16 protein-coding genes are annotated in these 22638 nt (G+C 64.5%); 4 read left to right on the top strand and 12 right to left on the bottom strand.

The window, feature by feature from the left end; genetic code table 11:
• Positions 1 to 216: 216 nt before the first annotated feature.
• The 9 genes from ACZYOF_RS32215 to ACZYOF_RS32175 all read right to left on the bottom strand — a co-directional run bounded on the left by ACZYOF_RS32215 (position 217) and on the right by ACZYOF_RS32175 (position 10529).
• Positions 217 to 1209, bottom strand: a complete 993-nt coding sequence (locus tag ACZYOF_RS32215; RefSeq protein ID WP_130581091.1) for an ABC transporter ATP-binding protein — start codon at positions 1207 to 1209, stop codon at positions 217 to 219.
• Entirely contained in the window at positions 1206 to 2210 is a 1005-nt protein-coding gene (locus tag ACZYOF_RS32210) for an ABC transporter ATP-binding protein (RefSeq protein WP_463718292.1), read from the bottom strand. Before ACZYOF_RS32210 ends, ACZYOF_RS32215 begins: the two co-directional genes overlap by 4 nt.
• Before the next feature lie 8 nt (positions 2211 to 2218).
• Positions 2219 to 3112, bottom strand: coding sequence for an ABC transporter permease (locus tag ACZYOF_RS32205; RefSeq protein WP_463718290.1), 894 nt, complete (start codon positions 3110 to 3112; stop codon positions 2219 to 2221).
• Positions 3113 to 3115: 3 nt separating this feature from the next.
• Complete coding sequence (locus tag ACZYOF_RS32200; protein WP_463718289.1) at positions 3116 to 4063, bottom strand: ABC transporter permease; 948 nt, start codon at positions 4061 to 4063, stop codon at positions 3116 to 3118.
• A 166-nt stretch (positions 4064 to 4229) separates the two neighbouring features.
• Positions 4230 to 5825 carry an ABC transporter substrate-binding protein gene (locus tag ACZYOF_RS32195; protein WP_130581088.1) on the bottom strand — a complete coding sequence of 532 codons (1596 nt, stop codon included), beginning with the start codon at positions 5823 to 5825 and terminating at the stop codon, positions 4230 to 4232.
• Between the two features lie 146 nt (positions 5826 to 5971).
• Positions 5972 to 6859 (bottom strand): TauD/TfdA dioxygenase family protein, encoded by an 888-nt coding sequence (locus tag ACZYOF_RS32190; protein ID WP_463718288.1) that lies wholly within the window; start codon positions 6857 to 6859, stop codon positions 5972 to 5974.
• A gap of 72 nt (positions 6860 to 6931) precedes the next feature.
• Complete coding sequence (locus ACZYOF_RS32185; protein ID WP_463718287.1) at positions 6932 to 7630, bottom strand: DUF2270 domain-containing protein; 699 nt, start codon at positions 7628 to 7630, stop codon at positions 6932 to 6934.
• A 177-nt stretch (positions 7631 to 7807) separates the two neighbouring features.
• Positions 7808 to 9358, bottom strand: a complete 1551-nt coding sequence (locus tag ACZYOF_RS32180; RefSeq protein WP_463718286.1) for an AMP-binding protein — start codon at positions 9356 to 9358, stop codon at positions 7808 to 7810.
• A gap of 16 nt (positions 9359 to 9374) precedes the next feature.
• Positions 9375 to 10529, bottom strand: coding sequence for an iron-containing alcohol dehydrogenase (locus tag ACZYOF_RS32175; protein WP_463718285.1), 1155 nt, complete (start codon positions 10527 to 10529; stop codon positions 9375 to 9377).
• Between the two features lie 355 nt (positions 10530 to 10884).
• On the opposite strand from ACZYOF_RS32175, the gene ACZYOF_RS32170 reads away from it, so the two are divergent.
• The 3 genes from ACZYOF_RS32170 (at position 10885) to ACZYOF_RS32160 (ending at position 16609) form a co-directional block, all read left to right on the top strand.
• Positions 10885 to 12021, top strand: a complete 1137-nt coding sequence (locus ACZYOF_RS32170; RefSeq protein ID WP_463718291.1) for an efflux RND transporter periplasmic adaptor subunit — start codon at positions 10885 to 10887, stop codon at positions 12019 to 12021.
• Entirely contained in the window at positions 12018 to 15173 is a 3156-nt protein-coding gene (locus tag ACZYOF_RS32165; protein ID WP_463718284.1) for an efflux RND transporter permease subunit, read from the top strand. Before ACZYOF_RS32170 ends, ACZYOF_RS32165 begins: the two co-directional genes overlap by 4 nt.
• 245 nt (positions 15174 to 15418) lie before the next feature.
• Positions 15419 to 16609 (top strand): ABC transporter substrate-binding protein, encoded by a 1191-nt coding sequence (locus tag ACZYOF_RS32160; RefSeq protein ID WP_463718283.1) that lies wholly within the window; start codon positions 15419 to 15421, stop codon positions 16607 to 16609.
• 58 nt (positions 16610 to 16667) lie between these two features.
• On the opposite strand, the gene ACZYOF_RS32155 is transcribed toward ACZYOF_RS32160, so the two are convergent.
• From ACZYOF_RS32155 to ACZYOF_RS32145, 3 genes are read right to left on the bottom strand one after another with little or no spacing between them, the layout of a single operon-like run.
• Positions 16668 to 17750 carry a lipocalin-like domain-containing protein gene (locus tag ACZYOF_RS32155; protein ID WP_463718282.1) on the bottom strand — a complete coding sequence of 361 codons (1083 nt, stop codon included), beginning with the start codon at positions 17748 to 17750 and terminating at the stop codon, positions 16668 to 16670.
• Positions 17740 to 20202 carry an ABC transporter permease gene (locus ACZYOF_RS32150; protein ID WP_463718281.1) on the bottom strand — a complete coding sequence of 821 codons (2463 nt, stop codon included), beginning with the start codon at positions 20200 to 20202 and terminating at the stop codon, positions 17740 to 17742. Before ACZYOF_RS32150 ends, ACZYOF_RS32155 begins: the two co-directional genes overlap by 11 nt.
• A complete protein-coding gene (locus tag ACZYOF_RS32145; protein ID WP_463718280.1) occupies positions 20199 to 20873 on the bottom strand; it encodes an ABC transporter ATP-binding protein in 675 nt (224 codons plus the stop codon). Before ACZYOF_RS32145 ends, ACZYOF_RS32150 begins: the two co-directional genes overlap by 4 nt.
• Positions 20874 to 21005: 132 nt before the next feature.
• On the opposite strand from ACZYOF_RS32145, the gene ACZYOF_RS32140 reads away from it, so the two are divergent.
• The gene (locus ACZYOF_RS32140; RefSeq protein ID WP_463718279.1) at positions 21006 to 22298 is read left to right on the top strand and encodes an MFS transporter; all 1293 of its coding nucleotides are present in this window, start codon (positions 21006 to 21008) and stop codon (positions 22296 to 22298) included.
• Positions 22299 to 22638: the final 340 nt, after the last annotated feature.

Below are 22638 nucleotides of genomic sequence, written 5' to 3'. Positions count from 1 at the left end.
CTTCGACGTATCCATTCCAATGCGGATAATCTGCGTCACGGACGGCTCCCTCGTTTGAGATTTCGACAACCTCATTCTGGCACAACTGATGCCGTAGGGGGCCGTCCACCCCATCAACCACAGGCCTCTGTGGTGTGCTCCGCTGCAACCACTCGCTCGCGCCACAATGCCTCCCTGTGGTTATGGGTCCCGGCGTTCGCCGGGACGACGGCGGAGTCAATCGGCCCGCCCCGTGCCCTCATTCAGCCAGCACGCCACCTGATGTCTGGCGCCCGCGTCCACCAGAGGCGGGCGCTCGAGCTTGCAGCGATCCATCGCGTAGCGGCAGCGTGTGTGAAACGCGCAACCGGAGGGCGGGTTGATCGGGCTCGGCACGTCGCCTTCGACCAGGGGCGTCAGCCGCTTGATCCTGGGATTGGCGACCGGCACCGACGCCAGCAGCGCCTGGGTGTAGGGATGACGTGGGTTGGCGAACAGCTCGGCCTTGTCTGCGATCTCGACGATGCGGCCGAGATACATCACGGCGACGCGGTGGCTGATATGGGCGACGACGGCGAGATCATGCGCGATGAAGAGGTAGGAGAAGTTGCGCTGGCGCTGCAGGTCGATCAGCAGGTTGATCACCTGCGCCTGGATCGAGACGTCGAGCGCGGAGACCGGCTCGTCGCAGACGATCAGGCTCGGCCCAAGCGACAGCGCGCGTGCGATGCAGATGCGCTGACGCTGGCCGCCGGAGAACTGGTGCGGATAGTTCTTCATCTGGTCGGGCCGCAGGCCGACCTGCTGGAACAGTTCGGCGACGCGCTCCTGCTTCCGCTCGCCCGAGGCCAGTCCGTGCACGCTCAGGGGTTCGCCGACGATGTCGCCCGCGGTCATGCGCGGGTTGAGCGACGCAAACGGGTCCTGGAACACGATCTGCATCGAGCGGCGGTAGGGCCGCAGCTCCGATTTGCTCAAGCGCGTGATCGCCTCGCCGTTCAGCCGGATCTCGCCGCTCGATGGCTCGACCAATCGCAATACGCTGCGCGCCACCGTCGACTTGCCGCAGCCGGATTCGCCGACGAGTCCGAGCGTCTCGCCGGGAGCTAGCGAAAAACTCACACCATCGACCGCATGCACGGTGCCGACCTGCCGGCGCAGCACGCCGCCGCGCACCGGGTAATGTTTCACGAGGTCGGTGACCTCCAAAAGCGGCTGCGCTTCGGTCATGAGGCCTCCGCCATCTCGCCTGCGCGCCAGCAGGCGGCAAGGTGCCGGCCGCCGAAATCGCCGAGCGGCGGATATTCTTCCCGGCAGCGCGGGATCGCGAACCGGCAGCGCGGCGCGAACGCGCAGCCCGTCGGCAGTTTTGTCAGCGACGGCACCATGCCCGGGATTTCGACCAGCCGCACATCGGCTTTTGCGTCGAGCGAGGGCACGGCCGGGATCGAGGCCATCAGGCCGCGCGTATAGGGATGCAGCGGGTTCTCGAACAGCGCCTCGACGCTCGCTTCCTCGACCTTCCGGCCGGCATACATCACGATCACGCGCTGCGCCGTCTGAGCGACCACGCCGAGATCATGCGTGATCAGGATCAGTCCGGTGCCGAGCTTCTTCTGCAGATCGACCATCAGCGCCAGGATCTGCGCCTGGATCGTCACATCCAGCGCCGTCGTCGGCTCGTCCGCGATCAAGAGCGCCGGCCGGCAGGCCAGCGCCATCGCGATCATCGCGCGCTGGCGCATGCCGCCCGAAAGCTGGTGCGGATATTCCTGCGCGCGCCGCTCCGGCTCGGGAATGCGGACCAGGCGCAGCATGTCGACCGCCTGCTTCCAGGCCTCCTTGCCGCCGATGTCCTGATGCAGGCGCAAGGCTTCGGTGATCTGGTCGCCGATCCGCATCACCGGATTGAGCGAGGTCATCGGCTCCTGGAAGATCATGGAAATACGATTGCCGCGGATCTTGCGCATCGCTTCGTCATCGAGCGCGAGCAGGTCTTTGCCTTCGAGCACGATCTCGCCACCAACGATCTTGCCGGGCGGATCCGGCACCAGCCGCATCACCGAGAGCGCGGTCACGCTCTTGCCGCAGCCGGATTCGCCGACGATCGCCAGCGTCTCGCCGCGGCGGACGCTGAAGGAGACGTCGTCGACCGCCCTGAACAATCCCGAATTGGTGAAGAACACCGTTTTCAGGTTCTTCACCTCGAGCACAGGTTGCTCCTTGTTCATCGCGTTCATCAGCCGCGCTGCCTTGGATCGAGGATGTCGCGCAGGGCGTCACCGAACAGATTGGTGCCGAACACAGCCAGGCTGATCGCGATCCCCGGGAAGATCACGAGCCACGGCGCGACGCGCACATATTCGGCGGCGGATTCCGAAAGCATGCGTCCCCAGGACGGATAGGGTTCGGGAATGCCGAGGCCGAGAAACGACAAGGACGCCTCCGTCAGGATGGTTGAGCCGAGCTGCGCCGTCGCGAGCACGATCAAGGGGGCCAGCGTGTTCGGCAGCACGTGGCGGAACGCGATCCGCATCTCGCTCATGCCGATCGATTTGGCCGCCTCCACGAACGGCAGTTCGCGCAGCGCCAGCGTGTTGGCGCGGATCACGCGCGAAACCGTCGGGATCAGGGGAATCGCGATCGCGATGATGACGTTCGGCAGCGACGGGCCGAGTGCAGCCGTCATCACCAGCGCCAGCACCAGGAGCGGCAGCGATTGCAGGATGTCGGTGATGCGCTGGAACAACAGATCGACCCAGCCGGAGAGATAGCCGGAGGCGAGCCCGACGATGACGCCGATCGACGCGCCGAGCGCGGTCGAGCCGAGACCGACCGCGAGCGAGATGCGCGCGCCATAGATGATGCGGCTCCAGACGTCGCGGCCGAACGAATCGGTTCCGAACCAGTGCAGCGCATCGGGGGCGGCGAGGCGATGGGCGGAATCGACGGCAAGCGGATCGTACCGGCTGATCAGGTCGGCCGAGAGCGCCATCGCGACGAACAGCACCATGATCACGAGGCCGACCGTGCCGAGCAGATAACGCTGCGCAAGGAACGTCAGCCGCCGCCAGCCATGCGTGGCGTCAGCGCCGGCTCGTTTCAGTTCGGCATCAAAGTTGATGACAGCCAAGAGCTAATCTCCGAAGCGAATGCGCGGGTCGATCGCGGCGTAGAGCATGTCCACCGCGAAGTTGACGACGACCACGACGACCGCGATGAACATCACGAGATTCTGCACGATGGGGTAATCGCGCCAGCGCAGCGCCTCGACCAGGAAGCGCGCAACGCCTGGGATGTTGAAGACCGTCTCGGTGACGATCAATCCGCCGATCAAAAACGCCGCTTCGATGCCGATCACGGTGATCACAGGCAGCACCGCGTTCTTCAGCGCGTGGTGATAGTTGACGGAAGCCTCGGAGGCGCCTTTGGCGCGGGCGGTGCGGATAAAATCCTGCCGCAGGATCTCCAGCATCGAGGAACGGGTGATGCGCATGGTCAGTGCCGCGCTGCGGAAGCCGACCGCCATCGCCGGAATGCAGTAGATCGCGAACGCCTCGGCCCAGGTCTGCGGATTCGGGTTGTAGATCGGCATCCAGCCGAGCATCGACACTGACGCCATCAGGATCAGAAGTCCGAGCCAGAATGACGGCAGCGACAGCCCGCTCAGGCTGACCACGCGCAAGGCGTAGTCGAGTCGCGTGCCCTGATGCACCGCGCTCAGCACGCCCAAGGGAATGCCGATCGAGGCGGAGAACAACAGTGCTAGGCCGGCGAGCTTCGCCGTGATCGGGATCCGCGGCAGGATCTCCTGCAGCGCCGGCTTTTCCGAGACGTAGGAATAGCCGAGGTCGCCGTGCAGGAGTCCGCCGATCCACTTGAGATACTGCATCACGATCGGGTCGCTGAGGCCGAGTTCCTTCTCCAGATTGGCCTTGTCGGCGGGATCGACATAGCCGGCGGCGTCGAACAGGATATCCACGATGTTGCCGGGCACGATGCGCAGCAGCACGAAGATGATGACCGAGATCCCGAACAGGGTCACGAGCATCAGGAAGAGGCGCCTGACGATATAGGCTAGCACCTGGCCACTCTCCTTTTTAAACTCTCTTCACCTCTCCCGCTTGCGGGAGAGGTCGGCGCAAAGCGCCGGGTGAGGGCTCTCTCCGCTCAACGACTCGTGGAGAGACCCCCACCCCAGCCCTCCCCCGCAAGCGGGAGAGGGGGAGCAGCCCCACCGTGGATACACGCTACTTATCCATCCAGACGTCCTCGTAGCGGTAGCCGTTGTAGGAGCTGTTGGACATCACCGTCACGTTCTTGACGTAGGGCTGCCAGCAGGTTCCGGTGCGGCTGTGCAGGATGATGGGCCGCGCCACGTCTTCCTGCAGTTTCTTGTCGATCTCCCAGACCAGCTTCTTGCGCTTGTCGGCGTCGGTCTCGGCCGACTGCTGGTCGAACAGCTTTTCGATCTCGCGGTTGCAGTAGTTGGTGTAGTTCCGCTCGGAGTCGCAGGAATAGTTCTCGTAGAAGGACTGATCCGGCTCGTCGACCGCGTTGCCGGTGAGGTTCAGGCCCAGCGAATAGTCCTTGCGCGCGACCTTCGGGAACCACTGCGCGGTGTCGACGACGTCGAGTTCGGCGTCGATATAGATGGTCTTGAGCTGGTCGATCAGGATGATGGCCGGGTCGCGGTAGATCGGGATGTTGCGGGTCGACACCTTGATCTGCAGATGCTTGTCGGGGCCGTAGCCCGCCTTCTGCATCAGCTTGCGCGCATGCTCGCGGTTGGCGTTGACGTCGGGCCCATAGCCCGGGATCGTCTCCAGAATCTCCTTGGGCATCGCCCACAATCCTGCCGGCGCGGGCTGCATGGTGCCGCCGATATCAGCCTGTCCCTCGAACAGGATTGAGATGAACGCCTTGCGGTCAATGGCGAGCGCCAGGGCGCGGCGGATGTCGAGATTGTCGAACGGCGGCGCCGACGAATTGATGATGATGTTGGTGGAGACATTGCTCGGTTCCACCACGCAGACCGCATTGGGCGCCTGCGATTTGACGTCCTTCAAGAGCGGAATCGACACTTCGGTCGGGAATGTCATATCGAACTTGCCGGAGACGAAGCCCAGGATCGCCGTCGAGCGGTTCGTGACGATGGTGAATTCGATGCCGTCGAGATAGGGCAGGCCCTTCCTGAAGTAGTCCGGGTTCTTCGTCAGCTTGATCGACTCGTTGGCCTTGAACTCGACGAACTTGAACGGACCGGTGCCAACAGGCTTGGTGCGCATTTCCGCCGGCGAGACATGGCAGGGATAGATCGGGCTATAGCCGGAGGCGAGCAGCGACAGCAGCGCCGGTTGCGGGCGCTTCAGATTGAAGGAGGCCTCGTAATCACCGTTGATGGTGACGTCGTTGACCTGGTCGTACCAGGATTTGCGCGGGTTCTGGCGGAACTTCTGCTGCGACTTGCCCATCAAGAGGTCGAAGGTGCATTTGACGTCGGCTGAGGTGAACGGCTTGCCGTCATGCCATTTGACGTCGTTGCGAAGCTTGAATGTCAATTTCTTCTTGTCGTCGCTCCAGGCCCAGCTCTCCGCGAGTTCCGGCACGATCGTATCGACGCTGTTCTGCGCAACATGCTGGTTGAAAATCACCAGGTTGTTGAAGACCGGCATGAAGGGAACATTGAACGAATAGCTCGCGCCTTCGTGGATCGAGGCGCTCCCCGGACTGTCGCGGTGATACATCTTCAGGATGCCGCCGGACTTCGGTTGCTCCGCCAGCGAAACATCGTAAGCCGAAAGCCAACACAGCACTGCCACGGCCAGCGCTCGCACGCTCCGCATCATTTCCTCCCGACGTTCGGTCTCTATGGCCGATTTGGTATCGAGGATACCATGGTGGGACGTCTGAGCAACCAGCGTCGTGTGCACGAGGATCGGCAATTCGGATGAATGCCGAGCCTGCGACAATTGGCGCTGCAGTGCGGACGCTATTCCGCGGCTTGCGGCGACGGCAGGCCCATGGTGGCGAGACCGTCGGCCTCGGTCGCCGAGATCGTGGTGCGGATCATCAGCCGCGGCTCATGCGCCGGCCACGGCCGCCCGCGATGCATGGTGGCGCGGTTGTCCCACATCACGACATCGCCCTGCCGCCATTTGTGCAAGTAGGCCGTTCCCGGCGCGGTGGCTGCCGCCATGAGTTCATCGATCAGCTTCTTGCCGGCGGCAGCAGCCATGCCTTCGACTGCATAGGCGTGCGATGCGAGATAGAGTGCGCCGCGGCCATTGACGGGGTTGCGCCACACCATGCGCCAGCACACCGGCGGCAGCACCGCCGTCTCCTCAGGTGTCGCAAGGCCGGGCGCGATCTGGTCGCGCGAATGCGCGTAGGAATGCCAGGCGAAGGAGTTTTCGAGCTGCTTTGCGAGGCCCTCGTCGAGCAGCTCGAACGCGACGCGGGTGGAGACGAATTCGGTTTCGCCGCCATGACCGGGAATCACTCGTGCAGACAGGATCGAGGTCAGCGCCGGCACGCGCTTGAAGGAGGAATCGGTGTGCCAGAGCTGGTTGGCCTTGCTGCGCAGCGCCTGGCGATGATCTGTTGGCACCACCTTGCCGTCGGGACCGATGGTCGTGAGGATCACGAAATGCGATCCCGTTCCCATGGAACCGACTTTTGTCACTTCCGGCGGGCCGAAACGGCGCGAGAATGCCAATTGCTTTTCATCTGACACGTCCTGGTCGCGAAACACCAGCACGGAATGCGCTTCAAACGCCGCACGCACTGCAGCATAGGCGGCTTTGCTCCTGACGACATCGTTGAGCGTCACGCCGCGAATTTCCGCAGCGAATCCCGGACCCACCCGGACCACGTCCATCAGCCATCCTCCCTGATTTTCTTGTTGCTCAAGATTTAGGGTAAAAGCTGCAGCCGGGCAACGCAGCCGTAATCACCCCATCGCGATCAGGCTTTGCCGCTCGCGTCGGTTGGTGGTTTCGATGTGATGCGTGACAAGCGCGAAAATTGCCCAGCTTGTGTGAAAGAGGACTCCCGCAAGAACGATCAGGGTGCCCGGAATGGGGCCGATCGCGGCGCGCTCCCAAACCTCGGCTAGGCTGGTCAGCGGCACCGGATGGATCGCGAGCTTGCCGTAATAGGCAATGGCCTGGATCGCGAAGATCCAGCCATAGGTGCGGCGCAACCTTCGGCCAACCGCGCGCACATAGCTGATGTGGTAGCTCGGATTGCGATAATCATTGGCGAGCAACTCGGTCCAGGCCGAATTCGGGTCAAGCCGTTCGCCGCGGATCATCGGTGCGTAGAAATCGGTTTCGAGCAGGCGCGCGCGGGCCCGCCACACATTGAAGTAACGGTAGCGCCGGGCCTCGAACAGCAGGAACACGGTGACAAGCAGGCCGACAAGGACCATCGGCAAAGGCGAGGCTTCGGCGCTGCTGTAGGTGGCCGACAAGGCAATGCCCGTCGTGACCACCGCCCAGTTGGTTGAGCTGTCGAGGCGCGTACGCCAGACCGTGCTTCGGTAAACCTCGCCCCGGTAGAGGTGGGCGAGGGCGCCAATCTCTGCGGCAGTGAATTCGAGCCTTGGGGCCGGTAGCGGCGTGGGCTCGCGTGGCTCGGGCAGTGCCATGGCGTGCCTCCCGACGAAGCTGGCAGACAATCAGGCACTATAGAGCATGATCCGGAAAAGGGGACACCGGTTTTTGCTTGCGACACGCGCAAAAGCGGTCACGCGAAGATCACGCCTATCTTTGCCGGGCGGCCGTGAAGATGCTCTGCGTCGCAGCGCGAGCACGGATGCGCCACGTCACACGATGCGCGAGGTCTTGTTGCCCCAATAGCGGTCGCGCAACAGGCGCTTGTAGAGCTTGCCGGTCGGCAGCCGCGACAGTTCCGCCTCGAAATCGATCGAGCGCGGCACTTTCTGGCGCGACAGCGATTGCGCGCAGAAGGCGATCAGTTCCTCCGCAAGGTCAGGACCCGGCGTCACGTCATGCATCGGCTGCACCACCGCCTTCACCTCCTCGCCGAGATCGGCATTGGGCACGCCGAACACCGCGGCGTCCGCGACCTTGGGATGGGTGATTAGGAGGTTTTCGCATTCCTGCGGGTAGATGTTGACGCCGCCGGAGATGATCATGAAGGTCGACCGGTCGGTGAGATAGAGATAGCCGTCATCGTCGACATAGCCGACGTCGCCGACCGTGCTCATGCTGCCGTCCGGCGAGCGTGCCTCCCTGGTCCTGCCGGGATCGTTGAAATATTCGAAGGGCGAGGCGGTCTTGAACCACACCGTGCCCGGCGTCCCCTTTGGGCTCGGCTGCATGTTCTCGTCGAGGATATGCAGGTCGCCGAGCAGCACCTTGCCCACGGTGCCGCGATGGGAAAGCCACTCCTCGCTGTTGCAGGCGGTGAAGCCGAGACCCTCGGTCGCGCCGTAATATTCGTGGATGATCGGCCCCCACCAGTTGATGATGTCTTCCTTGACGAGGGCAGGGCAGGGAGCGGCGGCGTGGATTGCGATCTCCAGCGACGACAGATCGTAGCGGTTCCGCACATCTTCCGGCAGCTTCAGCATGCGCGAGAACATCGTCGGGACCAACTGCGTGTGCGTGATGCCCCATTGCTCGACGAGCTGCAGATAGCGCTCGGGATCGAAGCTCTCCATGATCACGACCGTGCCGCCGACGCGGATGGTGAGGTTGACGGCCGCCTGCGGCGCCGAATGATAGAGCGGCGCGGGCGACAGATAGATCATCCCTTCGCGGTAGTGCCAGAGTTTCTGCAGGAAATCGAACAGCGGCAGTTGCCGTGATGGCGGTTGCTCCGGCAGCGGCCGCAGGATGCCCTTGGGGCGCCCTGTGGTCCCGGACGAATAGAGCATCGCGGTGCCGATCGCTTCATCCTCGATCGGCGTCGCCGGCAGGCCCCCGGTCACCTGTTGCAGGCCGACGATGCGATCGCTTTCCCCGTCGCCGTCGGCGACGATGCAGAGCTCGACCTGCGGACACTCCTTCAGCGCCTCGCGCGCGACGTCGAGTTTCGCTTTTGACGTGATCAGGATGCGCGACTGGCTGTTGGTGAGGATGTAGGCGAGCTCGCTTGGGGTCAGATAGGAGTTCACGCAGGTGAAATAGAGGCCGGACCGCTCGCCGGCGCCGCAGGCCTCCAGATAACGATTGTTGTTCTCCATGAAGATCGCATAGTGCTCCTGCCGCTTCAGGCCGCACTTTCGAAACAGATGCGCCAGCCGGTTGCTGCGCGCCTCGAGCTCGCGATAGGTGACGGTCTCGCCCGTCGCAGCCATGATGAAGGCGGGTTGCAACGGGCGCAGATAAGCGTGCTTTCCGGTATACATCGGTGGAAAATTTCCCTCATGCTGCCAACAGAAGAATCTCGCGGACCTGCTCGGCGCTAGCGATGGTGCGCGGATTGCGCGGAACCCACGGCGTCTTCATCGCCTGCGCCGCGATATGGTCGAAATGTTCGGGGCCGATCCGCACGTCCTGGAGGCTGCGCGGCAGGCCCAGTCCGCGGATGAAGTTGTCGAGCACGTCGCCGGCGTCCCGACCGGGATGGCCCATGGCGGCGGCGACCTGCGCCTGCCGCTCGGCATTGGCGGACTTGTTCCAGCGCATCACCGCCGGCAGCATCACACAGGAGGTGTAGCCGTGCGGCAGGTCGAATTCGGCGCCGAGCACATAGCCGATGCCATGGCTCGCACCCATCGGCACGCCGGAGGCGAGCGGTCCCGTCGACAGCCAGGTGCCGATCTGGCAGTCCAGCCGTGCGTCGATGTCGGTTGCGTCGGCTTTGGCCCGCGGCAGCGCCTGCGCCAGCATCGACAGCCCCTTCAGCGCCTGTGCATCGGCATAGGGGTGCGATTCGTTCGAGCAGATGCCCTCGACGCAATGATCGACCGCGCGGATGCCGGTCGAGAGCCACAGCCATTCCGGCGTGTGAGTGGACAGCCAGGGATCGAGGATCACCACGCGCGGCATCACCTGGGGATGGGTCAGCAGTTCCTTGACCCGCTTCTTCTCGTTGGTGACGCCGGCGAGCGCCGTGAACTCGCCGCCTGCGATCGTTGTCGGCACGCTGATCTGGCGTACGTTGGGTGCATTGATTTGAGGCGTTACGCCGTGGCTGGTGCGGACTTTGTCGATGTCGTCGGCGCTGCGGATGTCGTTGGCGAGGCAGAGCTGCACCGCCTTGGCGCCGTCGGTGATCGAGCCGCCGCCGATGGTGACGATAAGGTCGGCTTTCGCGGCGCGGGCCTGCTCGGCTGCCGCGACCACGGCGGCCCGCGGCGTATGCGGCGGCATCGCATCAAAGGTGCCGACGCAGGCCGCGCCCAGTGCGGCGCGGATACGCTCGATTTCGTCGGTCGCGCGGTTGAGCGTTCCGCTGACCATCAGGAAAGCGCGTTGTGCGGCCACGCGCGCCACCTGCTCGACGATCGCCTCAGCCGCCTGGCGGCCGAACACGACCTCCTCCATCGCGCCAAATACGACACGTCCTCGGTGCACGAGCCGACCGTCCCTGAAAGATTTATTTTCTTTGACGACAATCTAACGGAGCCGGAACGGCTCGTCATGCCCGAAGATGCGCCGTTGGCGTCCCCGGTCCCGGCTTCTTGGAGGCGATCACCGTCTGCGTCGGCGTGCGGCCACGAAAAAGGACAATGATTTTGCTTGATCCCGCCCCTCTCTTGAACAGACTGGCCTCCGGTCACATCTTTGACCTCCGCGGCGTGTAAGGTGCGCATCCGAGCGGCGCAATGCGCGCGCCGGCTGTGCTGTTCAGGGGGAGATCGACTTGGGCGCGACCGATAGGACGGGAAGCTTGACGGCCCACTCACGGCGCGGGGTCAGCGCGCTTGGCCTGCTCATTGCCTTGGCAACGTCCACCTTGGCATTGACCGGTTGTGGTGACAAGCAGCAGCCACAGGCGGCGGCGCCGGCCCCTGCGGTCACCGTGGCGCAGCCGACCAAGCGTACGGTCACGGATTGGGACGAATTCACCGGGCGGTTCGAAGCGATCGAGGAGGTCCAGGTTCGCGCCCGCGTCGGCGGCTTCGTCACCAGCGTCGAGTTTCGCGATGGCGCCATCGTCCGCACCGGCGACCTGCTTTACGTGATCGATCCACGTCCGTTTGAGGCCGTCGCCAAGCAGGCCGAGGGACAACTTGCGGACGCGCGCGCCAAGGCGGAGCTCGCCAAGCGCGAGCTTGACCGCGGCCTGAACCTGGTTCAGACCAGTGCCGTCTCCGAACAGGTCGTCGACCAGCGCCGTCAGGCCTTGCAGGCGGCCCACGCCGCCGAGATGCAGGCCGAGGGCGCGCTGAAGGCGGCGCAGCTCAACATCGAATTCTCCCATGTGCTGGCGCCGCTCACCGGCCGCGTCAGCCGCCATCTCGTCAGCGTCGGCAATCTTGTGCAGGGCAGCGAGGGCGGCGCGACCCTGCTCACCTCGATCGTGTCGCTCGACCCGATCTACATCTATTTCGACGTCGACGAGGCGACCTATTTGCGGAACAACCGGCTCTGGTTCGAGGGCAGGCGGCCGAGTTCGCGCGATACGGCCAATCCGGTCCAGGTGACGTTGACCGGCGAAACCAAGCCCTCGCACGAAGGCAAGATGGATTTCCTCGACAACCGGCTGGACGTCTCGACCGCCACTTTGCGCAGCCGCGCGGTGGTTCCGAACAAGGATCTCTCGATCCTGCCCGGACAGTTCGGCCGCGTGCGGCTCATCGGCAGCGCGCCGTATGAAGCGCTGCTCCTGCCCGACACGGCTGTTGCCACTGACCAGTCGCGCAAGATCGTGTTCGTGGTCAAGGATGACGACACGGTGGAGGCGAAGCCCGTGGTGCTCGGCCCACTCGACGAAGGCCTGCGGGTCATCCGTGACGGGCTCAAGGCGGAAGACCGCGTGATCGTCGATGGCCTGCAGCGCGCTCGCGTCGGCGCCAAGGTGAGCCCGCATCCCGCCCCAGCCGCGGCCGGTGGCAAATCATGAATCTCGGACGGCTCTCCATCAACCAGCCCATCCTGGCGATGGTGCTGTCGATCGTGCTCCTGATCGTCGGGGCGATCGCCTACACCACGCTGCCGGTCTCCGAATATCCGCAAGTGGTGCCGCCGACCGTGGTGGTCACCACGAACTATCCCGGCGCCTCCGCGCAGACCGTCTCCGACACGGTCGCTGCCCCGATCGAGCAGGAGATCAACGGCGTCGAGGACATGCTGTATCTCTACAGCCAGGCCACCTCGAACGGGCAACTCACGATCACTGTCACCTTCAAGCTTGGCACCAACCTCGATACCGCCCAGGTGCTGGTGCAGAACCGCGTCGCGATCGCGCAGCCGCGATTGCCCGAGGAGGTGCAGCGCAACGGCGTGACCACGCGCAAGAACAGCCCGGACATTCTGATGGTCGTGTTCATGCTGTCGCCCGATGACAGCTTCGATCAGCTCTACATCTCCAACTACGCGCTGCTGCAGGTCCGCGACCAGTTGCTCCGGCTCGACGGCGTCGGCGACATCCAAATTTTCGGCGCGCGCGATTACTCGATGCGGCTGTGGCTGGATCCCGACCGCCTCGCCAATCTCGGCTTGACCTCAACCGAGGTGCTGGCGGCGATCCGCGCGCAGAATCTGCAGATCGCGGGCGGACAGATCGCGGAGCCGCCGATTGCGGATCGCGCGTTCCAGCCCAACCTTGTCTTTACCGGCCGTCTCAAGGATCCCAGGCAGTTCGAGGATATCGTGGTCAGGGCCGGCGCCGACGGCCGCACCGTGCGCCTGCGCGACGTTGCCCGCGTCGAACTTGGCGCGCTGTCCTACACCACCAACAGCTTCCTGCTCAAGAAATCGGCGGTTGGCATGCTGGTGACGCAGCGGCCCGGCTCGAACGCGCTCGCCACCGCCAAGGAGATCTCCGATACGATGGTCAAGCTCAAGGCGAGCTTCCCGAAAGGGCTCGACTACAATATCGGCTACAACCCGACTGAATTCATCGCGCAATCCATCAAAGAGCTGATCAAGACCATCTACGAGGCGATGGTGCTCGTCGTCATCGTGGTGTTGGTGTTCCTGCAGGGCTGGCGGCCGGCGCTCATTCCGATCATCGCAATCCCGGTGTCGCTGGTCGGCACCTTCGCGGTGATGGCTGCGCTCGGCTTCTCGATCAACAATCTGACGCTGTTCGGCCTGGTGCTGGCGGTCGGCATCGTGGTCGACGACGCCATCGTGGTGGTCGAGAATGTCGAGCGGCATCTCGGGCATGGAATGAGCCGGCGCGATGCCGCGCTCAAGACGATGGAGGAGGTCGGCGGAGCGCTGGTCTCGATCGCGCTGGTGCTGTGTGCCGTGTTCGTGCCGACCGCATTCCTCGGCGGCATCTCCGGGCAATTCTTCCAGCAATTCGCCGTCACCATCGCGGTCGCCACCGCGATCTCCTGCTTCTGCTCGCTGACGCTGTCGCCGGCGCTGGCCTCGCTGATCCTGGTGCCGCATGAGGAGAAGCGGCCGGCGGCGCGCTGGAACATCATTGCCCGTGGCTGGGAGAAGTTCACCGGCCTCTTCAACCGCGTCTTCGATCGGTTGTCGCATGGCTATGCCGGAGCCGCCGACTTCGTGATCCGCCATACGGCGGTGATGCTGCTGATCTATGTCGCGCTGATCGGCGGCGCCGGCTGGTTGCTCGCGACCACGGCGCAGGGCTTCATTCCGGCGCAGGATCGGGGCTACATCATCATATCGGTGCAATTGCCGGGGGCGGCATCGCTGGCTCGCACGACGGCGGTGGTGCGCGAGATCGAGCGAATCGCGCTCGATACGCCGGGCATCGTTCGCGTCGCGGTCTTTGCCGGCTTCTCGGGCGCGACGCGCACGCAGCAGGGTAATGCCGCGGCGCTGTTCCCCGTGTTCGATGAGCCGGAGACGCGCCTGAAGAAGGGGTTGTCGGCGGCCGCGATCACGGCCGAGCTGCGCAAGCGCCTGTCTGCGATCCAGGGGGCCTTCATCATCGTGATCCCGCCGCCTGCGGTGCCGGGTATCGGCACCGGCGGCGGCTTCACCATCCGCGTCCAGGATCGCCAGGGCCGCGGCCCCGAGCTGCTGGCCGCCGCGACCGACGAGCTTGTCGCTGCCGCGCGCAAATCGCCATATCTCACCTCGGTGTTCTCGCCGTTCACCGCGAATACGCCGCAAGTGTTCGTCGACATCGACCGCGTCAAGGCGCAGAAGCTCGGCGTGCCGATCGCAAACATCAACGACACTATCCAGACCTATTTCGGCTCGACCTATGTCAACGACTTCAACCTGTTCGGCCGCACCTATCACGTCACCGCGCAGGCTGACCTGCCGTTCCGCATGGAAACCTCTGATCTCGCGCGGCTGCGGACACGCAATGCGGCGGGCGACATGGTGCTGCTCGGCAGCGTGGTCGAATTCCGCGACGTCTCCGGGCCCGACCGTGTCGCGCGCTACAACCTCTATTCGGCATCCGAACTGCAGGGCGAGCCGGCGCCCGGCACGAGTTCGCAGACCGCGCTCGACACCATCAAACAGCTCGCCGATGCAACGCTGCCGAGCGGTTTTGCGTTCGAGTGGACCGATCTGTCGTACCAGCAGGTCACCGGCGGCAATGCCGGGCTCTACGTGTTCCCGATCTGCGTGCTGTTCGTCTATCTCGTGCTCGCCGCGCAGTATGGCAGTTGGAGCCTGCCGTTTGCGGTGATCCTGATCGTGCCGATGTGCCTGCTGGCCGCGACCATCGGCGTGCGCATCATGGGGCAGGACGTCAACATCCTGACCCAGATCGGCTTCGTGGTGCTGGTTGGACTCGCTGCCAAGAACGCGATCCTGATCGTCGAATTCGCGCGCGATATCGAGGCCGAGGGCAAGCCGCGGCTCGAGGCGGTGATCGAGGCCTGCCGGTTGCGGCTGCGGCCGATCCTGATGACGTCGTTCGCCTTCATCCTCGGCGTGCTGCCGCTGGTGGTCTCGACCGGCTCGGGATCGGAAATGCGCCAGGCGGTCGGGGTTGCCGTGTTCTTCGGCATGCTCGGCGTCACCCTGTTCGGCCTGATCTTCACGCCGATCTTCTACATGGTGGTGCGTGGGCTCGCCGACCCCAGGCATCCGAAGAAGCCGGTGGAAGCTTGAGCTGGGCCCGCCCCACACCACCGCCGTCATTCCGGGGCATCGCGAAGCGATGAGCCCGGAATCCATCGGACCGCATACGCCTGCGGGGAAATGGATTCCGGGCTCGCGCTGCGCGCGCCCCGGAATGACCAGGAGAGAGGTAGACGCAAGCCCCACTAATGGCTGAGCCGAAATAGATGGGCAGCCGCAGGGTTATAAAATATCATTCGCTTATATTCCGAACAGAAACTGCAGGGAGATCATTTATGAAATCGGGATTGCTCGCCGCCGTGGCTCTTGGCGGCCTTTTGCTGTCAACTCCAGGTTTTGCCCAGGGCGTCAAGATCGGCATCCTGAACGACCAATCCGGCGTTTATGCCGATTACGGCGGCAAATATTCGCTCGAAGCCGCACGGATGGCGATCGAGGATTTCGGCGGCGAGGTGCTGGGACACAAGATCGAGCTCGTCACCGCCGATCACCAGAACAAGCCCGATCTCGCCTCAGCGATCGCACGCCGCTGGTATGACGCCGAAGGCGTCGACATGATCACCGAGCTCACGACCTCCTCGGTCGCGCTGGCGATCCAGGAGCTTTCCAAGGAAAAGAAGAAGATCGACATCGTGGTCGGCGCGGCGACCTCGCGGATCACAGGCGATGCCTGCACGCCCTACGGCTTCCACTGGGCCTACGACACCCGCGCATTGGCGGTGGGCACCGGCGGCGCGCTGGTGCAGGCAGGCGGCGATACCTGGTTCTTCCTGACCGCCGACTACGCCTTCGGCTACGCGCTGGAAAAGGACACCAGCGACATCGTCAAGGAGAAGGGCGGCAAGGTGCTGGGCTCGGTCCGCGTTCCCCTGAACTCGTCGGATTTCTCGTCCTTCCTGCTGCAGGCGCAGAGCTCGAAGGCGAAGATCGTAGGCCTCGCCAACGCCGGCCTCGATACCACCAACTCGATCAAGCAGGCGGCCGAGTTCGGCATCGTCAAGAGCGGACAGAAGCTCGCCGGCCTGCTGATGACGCTGTCCGAGGTGCACGGGCTCGGGCTCGAGGCCGCGCAGGGTCTTGTGCTCACGGAAGGGTTTTATTGGGACCACGACGACGCCTCGCGCGCCTTCAGCGAACGCTTCATCAAGCGCACCGGCCACATGCCGAGCATGATCCATGCCGGCACCTATTCGGCGACGCTGTCCTATCTGAAGGCCGTGAAGGCCGCCGGAACCAAGGATAGCGATGCGGTGGCGAAGAAATTGAAGGAACTGCCGGTCGACGACGCCTTCGCGAAGGGCAAGGTGCTGGAGAACGGCCGCATGGTGCACGACCTCTATCTGTTCGAGGTCAAGAAGCCCTCGGAATCGAAGAAGCCATGGGACTACTACAAGCAGCTCGCCGTCGTGCCGGGCGACAAGGCCTTCTTCACCGCCAAGGAAAGCGGCTGTCCGCTGACGAAGTGATCTCGCTGTCGTCCCGGGCTTGACCCGGGACGACGGCAGCGTTTGAGGCGCGGTCATCTCAATACCCCGTCAGCTCGAGATAACCGATGCCGGCGTGGCTGCCGGCAAAGCTGATCGGGCCCTCCCAGTAGGAAAAACCCGTTCCCATCCAGCTTCGGGCGTTGAGCGGCCTGGTTTCGATTTTTACCCCGCGCGCAGGGAGTTCGACACGCCACGCCGTCGGCACCTTGCGGTCACCGATCTCAGTGAATGCGGTCGGCGTGATGCTGTTGTCGCTTGCGGCGATCTCGCTGGAACGGCCGTCCGGTTCGATCCAGTTGCCGAACAGGTTGTTGCGGCCGTCCTTCTGGCGCATCCGGTAGAGCATCAGCTTCTCATCGTTGGGCAAATGCAGCGAGAACCAGTCCCAGCCGGTTTGGTCAGAAGCGAGCGGCTGGCTGCTCCATTCGCGGTCCATCCAGGCCTGCCCCGTGACCTCAACAGGCTTGTCGTTGATGACGATGCGGCCGGCCGCCTTGAAGAATGGCTGGCTGTAGTAATAGGAGGCCTGTCCGCGATCGGACTTCCTGCTGTAGCCGCGGTCGCCCTGCAGCACCAGCGCCCGCTCCGCATCGAGGCGGAGCTCGTAGCTGAAATCCGCACCCGTCGCGCTGAGTTTCAGCGGCGCCACTCTTTGCGCATTGAATCCGTCGAGCGCGCGCATCTCCCAGGCATCGATCCAGCCGACAAACGGACTCGTCTCGACGCCGGCCTGCCCGACGCCGCCGCGCGCAAATGTCTCGGAATAGCGATGCGTGTCGGCGCGCGTGACCGCGGCATGTCCCATCCAGATCTGCTGATTGGCCCAGCCTTCGAGCTGCGCACCGGCGCGCATCGCCTGCCGGAACAGCGTCCATTGCACGCCATGGGCCGCGCCGGCCGCATCGACGAGGTTCGCGGTCACATACCACCATTCGATGCGGAATTCCGGATGCGGACCGTGATCGAGGGGAAAGACGAAACCCTTGCCAGGCACGACCGGCGCGAAACCGTCAGCGGTCTCGCCGAGCCCCGCGAAACCCTGCGCATGCGCATGGCCAGCGAGGCCAACTGCAAGCGCGCCGCCGACGAACGCGCGGCGCGATATCGGGCTAGCGTTCATTGACAAAGATCCGTATCAGGCTCGCCGGCTGCATCCGCGCCAGCCTGACGACAGGAAGCAGCGCAGCCAACAGCGCGGCCGCCAGGGCAACGCCGAGCAGCTCCACCAGTTGCAACGGAAACACCTGGAACGGCAAGCGCCAGCCGAATGCCTTGACGTTCACGACCGCCAGTAGGCACCACGCCACCAGCAGGCCGAGCGGCAGCGCGAACAGCGCGGTGATCAGCGCCATCGCCATCGTCTTCAATAGCTCGATCCTCGCGAGCTTCTCGCGCGTCAGCCCGATCGCCCATAGCGGCGCAAGTTGCGGCAAGCGGGAATTCGCCAGCGTCAGGAGGCTCGTGAGTAGTGCGACGCCGGCGACGCCCAGCGTGAAGGTGTTGAGCGCCGACGTGACCGAGAACGTCCGGTTGAAAATGCGTTTCGACTCCGCCTTGACCGTCGTCTGATCAGCGACGCTGCGGTCATCGAGGCCGAACTTCCGCTGCAACTCGGCGATCAGCGCGGGCACGGCCGGCGGTGGGACGCGCAGCCCGAACCGCGTCTGCGGCACTTGCGGAAAATGCCGCGTTAGCGCGGCAAAGTTCACCGCGACCTGGCCCTTGGGATTGCCGTAATCGGCATAGATGCCGACGATCTCGAGCGGCCAGTTGCCGCCGGGCGCGGGCACCTCGATCCGGTCGCCGATCCCAAGTTTCAGCCGCCGCGACAATTGCTCGCTGGCAAAGCCGGTGTCGCCGTCGCGCAGGCGATCCCATCCATCCGACCTCGATTCCAGGAGCGGCCAGTTGTCGCGAAAAGTCGCCTGATCGGGCAGGCCGAGCACCTCGATCGGCATGCCCGCAAGCTGCGCATCCGCGCGGCCGCCGGGCAGGATCGCCTCAACCTCGCTCCGCCCGCGCAGCCAGCTCTTGATCTCATTCGCCTGCGTATCGCTGGCTGCGTTGACATAGACGTCGGCGGCAAGCCGTCCGTCGAGCCAGACGAGGAAGGTGCGGCTGAAACTCTCCACCATGGTGCCGACGCCGACATTGACCGCAAGCGCAAGCAACAGCGCCATCAGCGCCAGTGACAATCCCGAGAGCTGCTGACGGCTATCGGCCCAGAACCAGATGCTGACCGGCCGCCCGGCGCTGCGTTGGCCGAGCGCGAGTGCGATCTCCAAAATCATCGGCAGGATCAGCGCCGCGCCGAGCATTAGCGCGGCGAGCACGGCAAAGCCCGAGAGCAGGGAATCGCCGAACCAGAGAAAGCCGCCGGCCACGGCAAAGGCGGCCAGCGCGGCAGCGCTCTGAAACACCAGCCAGCGCCGCTGCGCCTGTTGCCACGCCTGCGGCTGCGCCGAGGCCAGCACCGGCATGCGAATCGCCTTGGCAAGGCTTGCGGCGGCGGCCGCCAGCGCGCCCAGGATGCTGATGGCGATGCCGGCGAGCCACCACTCGCCCTTCAATGTCAGTTGCCCGGGAATCTGCGCGCCATAGAGCCCGCGCAAGGAGGCGGCGACGTCAGGCAGCAGCGCCGCCGCGATGAAATAGCCGCACACCAGTCCCACCAAGCCCGCGACCAGCGCAAGCGACACCAGCTCTAGCACCTGCACGCTGTTCAGCATCCGCGCCGACACGCCGCAGGCGCGCAAGGTGCGCAGCATCGGCAGCCGCTGCTCGAAGGCAAGCCCGATTGCGGAGTTGACGATGAACAGCCCGACGAAGAACGACAACAGCCCGAACGCGGTCAGGTTGAGGTGAAAGCTGTCGGTGAGGCGCTCGAGGTCGGTTTCCGCATTGGGCTCGACCAGGCGCAGCCTGTCGCCCACGATGCTTTCCAGCGGCGCGCGGCTGGCGCTGGATTTTCCGATCAGCAATTGTGAGATCTGATCCGGCATCTTCAGGGTCTGCTGCGCGATCCCGATATCGACCACGAGGACGCCGGGCACGAGCTGTGGCTGCACGCGGAGTGGCGGCAGCAGCACGCCGCCATTCGACGATGGTCGCTCGCCCTCTTTCACGCCAAGGTCCGCCAGCGTCTCCGGCGCCACCAGCATCTCGCCGGGCGGCGTGACGAAGGACTGCAGATCAGTCCGGCCGATCACGGGCGCAGTGCTGACTTCGCCCGGCAGCGTCACCGGCTCGATGCCGAGCAGCCGGAACGATCGTCCGTCGATCTGCGCGCGTCCTTCGACCACGGGCGAAACCGGCCAGCCGGCGCGGCGCAGATCGACGAAGAGCTGTTGCGGAAAACCGACGCTGTCGCGACTGATGAGCATCGCCGTGCGGGTGCCGCCGAAGGTCGCCGCCGCGCGATCATAGGCGTTGCGCGCCTGCTGGTTCAGCGCCTGCACGCCGCTCCACAGCGCGGTCGCCGAGATCAATCCGATCAGCAGCGTCGCAAGCTGCATCGGATGCCGGCGCCAGTGGCTGAGCAGCACCGCCAGTGTCCACAGCGCCCGCCTCATGCGATCACCCCCGCATGCAAATTGACCTGGCGATCGAGCAATGCTGCGAGCCGCGCGCTGTGCGTCACCATCAGGAAGCCGCAGCCGGTTCGCGCCACCAAATCGCGCGCCAGCGCCAGCACCTCGTCCGCGGTCTCTTCGTCGAGATTGCCGGTCGGCTCATCGGCCAGCAGCAACAGCGGCTTGGGCGCCAGCGCGCGGCCGATCGCCACCCGCTGCTGCTGGCCGCCGGACAATTGCTCAGGATATCGCTTCAAGAGATGCGCCAGCCCAAGCCGCTCCACCAGCTCGTCGTGCCATTTCGGATCATGCCGTCCGGCGATCCGCGACTGAAAGGTAAGATTGTCTGAAACCGTCAGGCTCGGGATCAGGTTGAATTGCTGAAATACCAGCCCCAACCGGTCGCGACGCAGCGCCGCACGGCCGGCATCGCCGAGCTCGGATAGGCGTACGCCGTCGAGGATGATCTCACCGCCATCGGCGGCGTCGAGCCCGGCGATCAGGTGCAAAAGCGTGCTCTTGCCGCTGCCGGATTCGCCGGTCAGCGCCACGCTTTCGCCCGCGGCGAGCGCAAGATTGACGCCGCGCAGCACCGCGATGTCCTCGCCGGCCGAACGGTAGCTTTTCCTCAGGCCGGTGACCTCGAGCACGGGGCGGTTTCCACTTGCCATGCGCTGTCGATGCCACGGCAGGGCCGGCAGGTCAAAATCCGCGGTTGCCTAGTCAGGAAACCCAAGGCTAGCATCCCATCAGGGCCGGCCGGCAGAGCCGAGCAAGCGAGAAAACCACGGGGAGAGCCAAGCATGACCGCACAGCCGACGCCGAAAGGCGCCTGGAAGATCACCTTCCTCCTGTTCCTGTTCATGCTGGTGAACTTCGCGGATAAGATCGTGGTCGGCCTTGCCGGAGTGCCGATCATGACCGACTTGAAGCTCGATCCCGAGCAGTTCGGCCTGCTCGGCTCCTCCTTCTTCTTCCTGTTCTCGATCTCCGCCATCGTGGTCGGCTTCATCGTCAACCGCGTCGAGACGCGCTGGGTGCTGTTGGTGCTGGCGCTGATCTGGGCGCTGGCGCAGTTCCCAATGGTCGGCACCATCGGCTTCACCACGCTTCTGATCTGCCGCATCATCCTCGGTGCGGGCGAGGGGCCCGCGGGGGCGGTGGCGGCGCATGCCATCTTCAAATGGTTCCCCGACGAGAAGCGAACCTTGCCGATCGCGATCCTGTCGCAGGGTTCGGCCTTCGGCGTGATCCTGGCGGTGCCCGCGTTGAACTGGATCATCGTCAATCACGACTGGCACTATGCGTTCGGCGCGCTCGGGATCGTCGGACTGATGTGGGTTGTGGCGTGGGCGATCCTCGGCAAGGAAGGCCCGCTGGTGGAGAGCGCGGCGACGGCGGCCAGCGAGCAGCGCATTCCCTATTCGCGGCTTCTGACCTCGCGGACTTTCGTCGGCTGCGTCGCCGCCACCTTCGGCGCGTACTGGGCGCTGTCGCTCGGTCTCACCTGGTTCACGCCCTTCATCGTCAATGGATTAGGCTATTCGCAGCATCAGGCGGGTTTCATTTCGATCCTGCCATGGGTGTTCGGCGCCGTGGTCGTCATGCTCACGGGCTGGATTTCGCAATTGATGCTGGCGCGCGGTTTCACCACCCGCGGCGCGCGCGGCGTGCTCGGATCAGTGCCGCTGATCGTCGGCGGCATGATCATGGCCATCATGCCCCATGTCGCGCCGGGCGGAATGACGATCGCGCTGCTCGTGTTCGGCTCCGGCCTCTGCGGGTCGATCTACGTGGTCTGCGCACCGATGATCGGCGAGTTCACGCCAGTGTCGCAGCGCGGCGCCGTGATCGCGATTTATGGCGCGCTCTACACGCTCGCCGGCATCGTGGCGCCGGCAGTCATGGGCAGCGTGATCCAGCACGCAGGGAATCTGTTCGACGGCTACATGACCGGCTTCACCATCAACGCCGCGATCATGATCGCATCCGGATTGCTCGGCCTGCTGCTGCTCTGGCCCAACACCGAACGCGCCAGGCTGCGCGACGCGGTCGCGCCCTCAAGCGAACTGAAGAGCGCGGTATCGCCGACGTAGCTTCGGTGCAATTGCGCTAACACTGTATCCGCGTACTCGAAGCGCCTCTCCCCTTGTGGGAGAGGCCGGATTTCGCGCGCAAGCGGGAAATCCGGGTGAGGGGTCTGCCTCCGCAAGCTCAAGTCCCTCGATGGACCGCACCCCTCACCCGCATCGCATTCCGCTTCGCTGCATGCGATACGGCCTCTCCCACAAGGGGAGAGGCGGGAGCGTGGGTCCTGACCGGCTACATGGGTAACAGAATAGACCGGCGACATGGGTAACAGGTCAACTGGTCGGCAAGGAGGACCTTGCCGATGGGGTGGAAGGAGACCTGTACCGTGGAAGAGCGGATGCGGTT

This window comes from Bradyrhizobium sp. LeoA1Lang, assembly GCF_055413685.1.
This window is presented reverse-complemented; position numbering and strand designations above follow the sequence as displayed.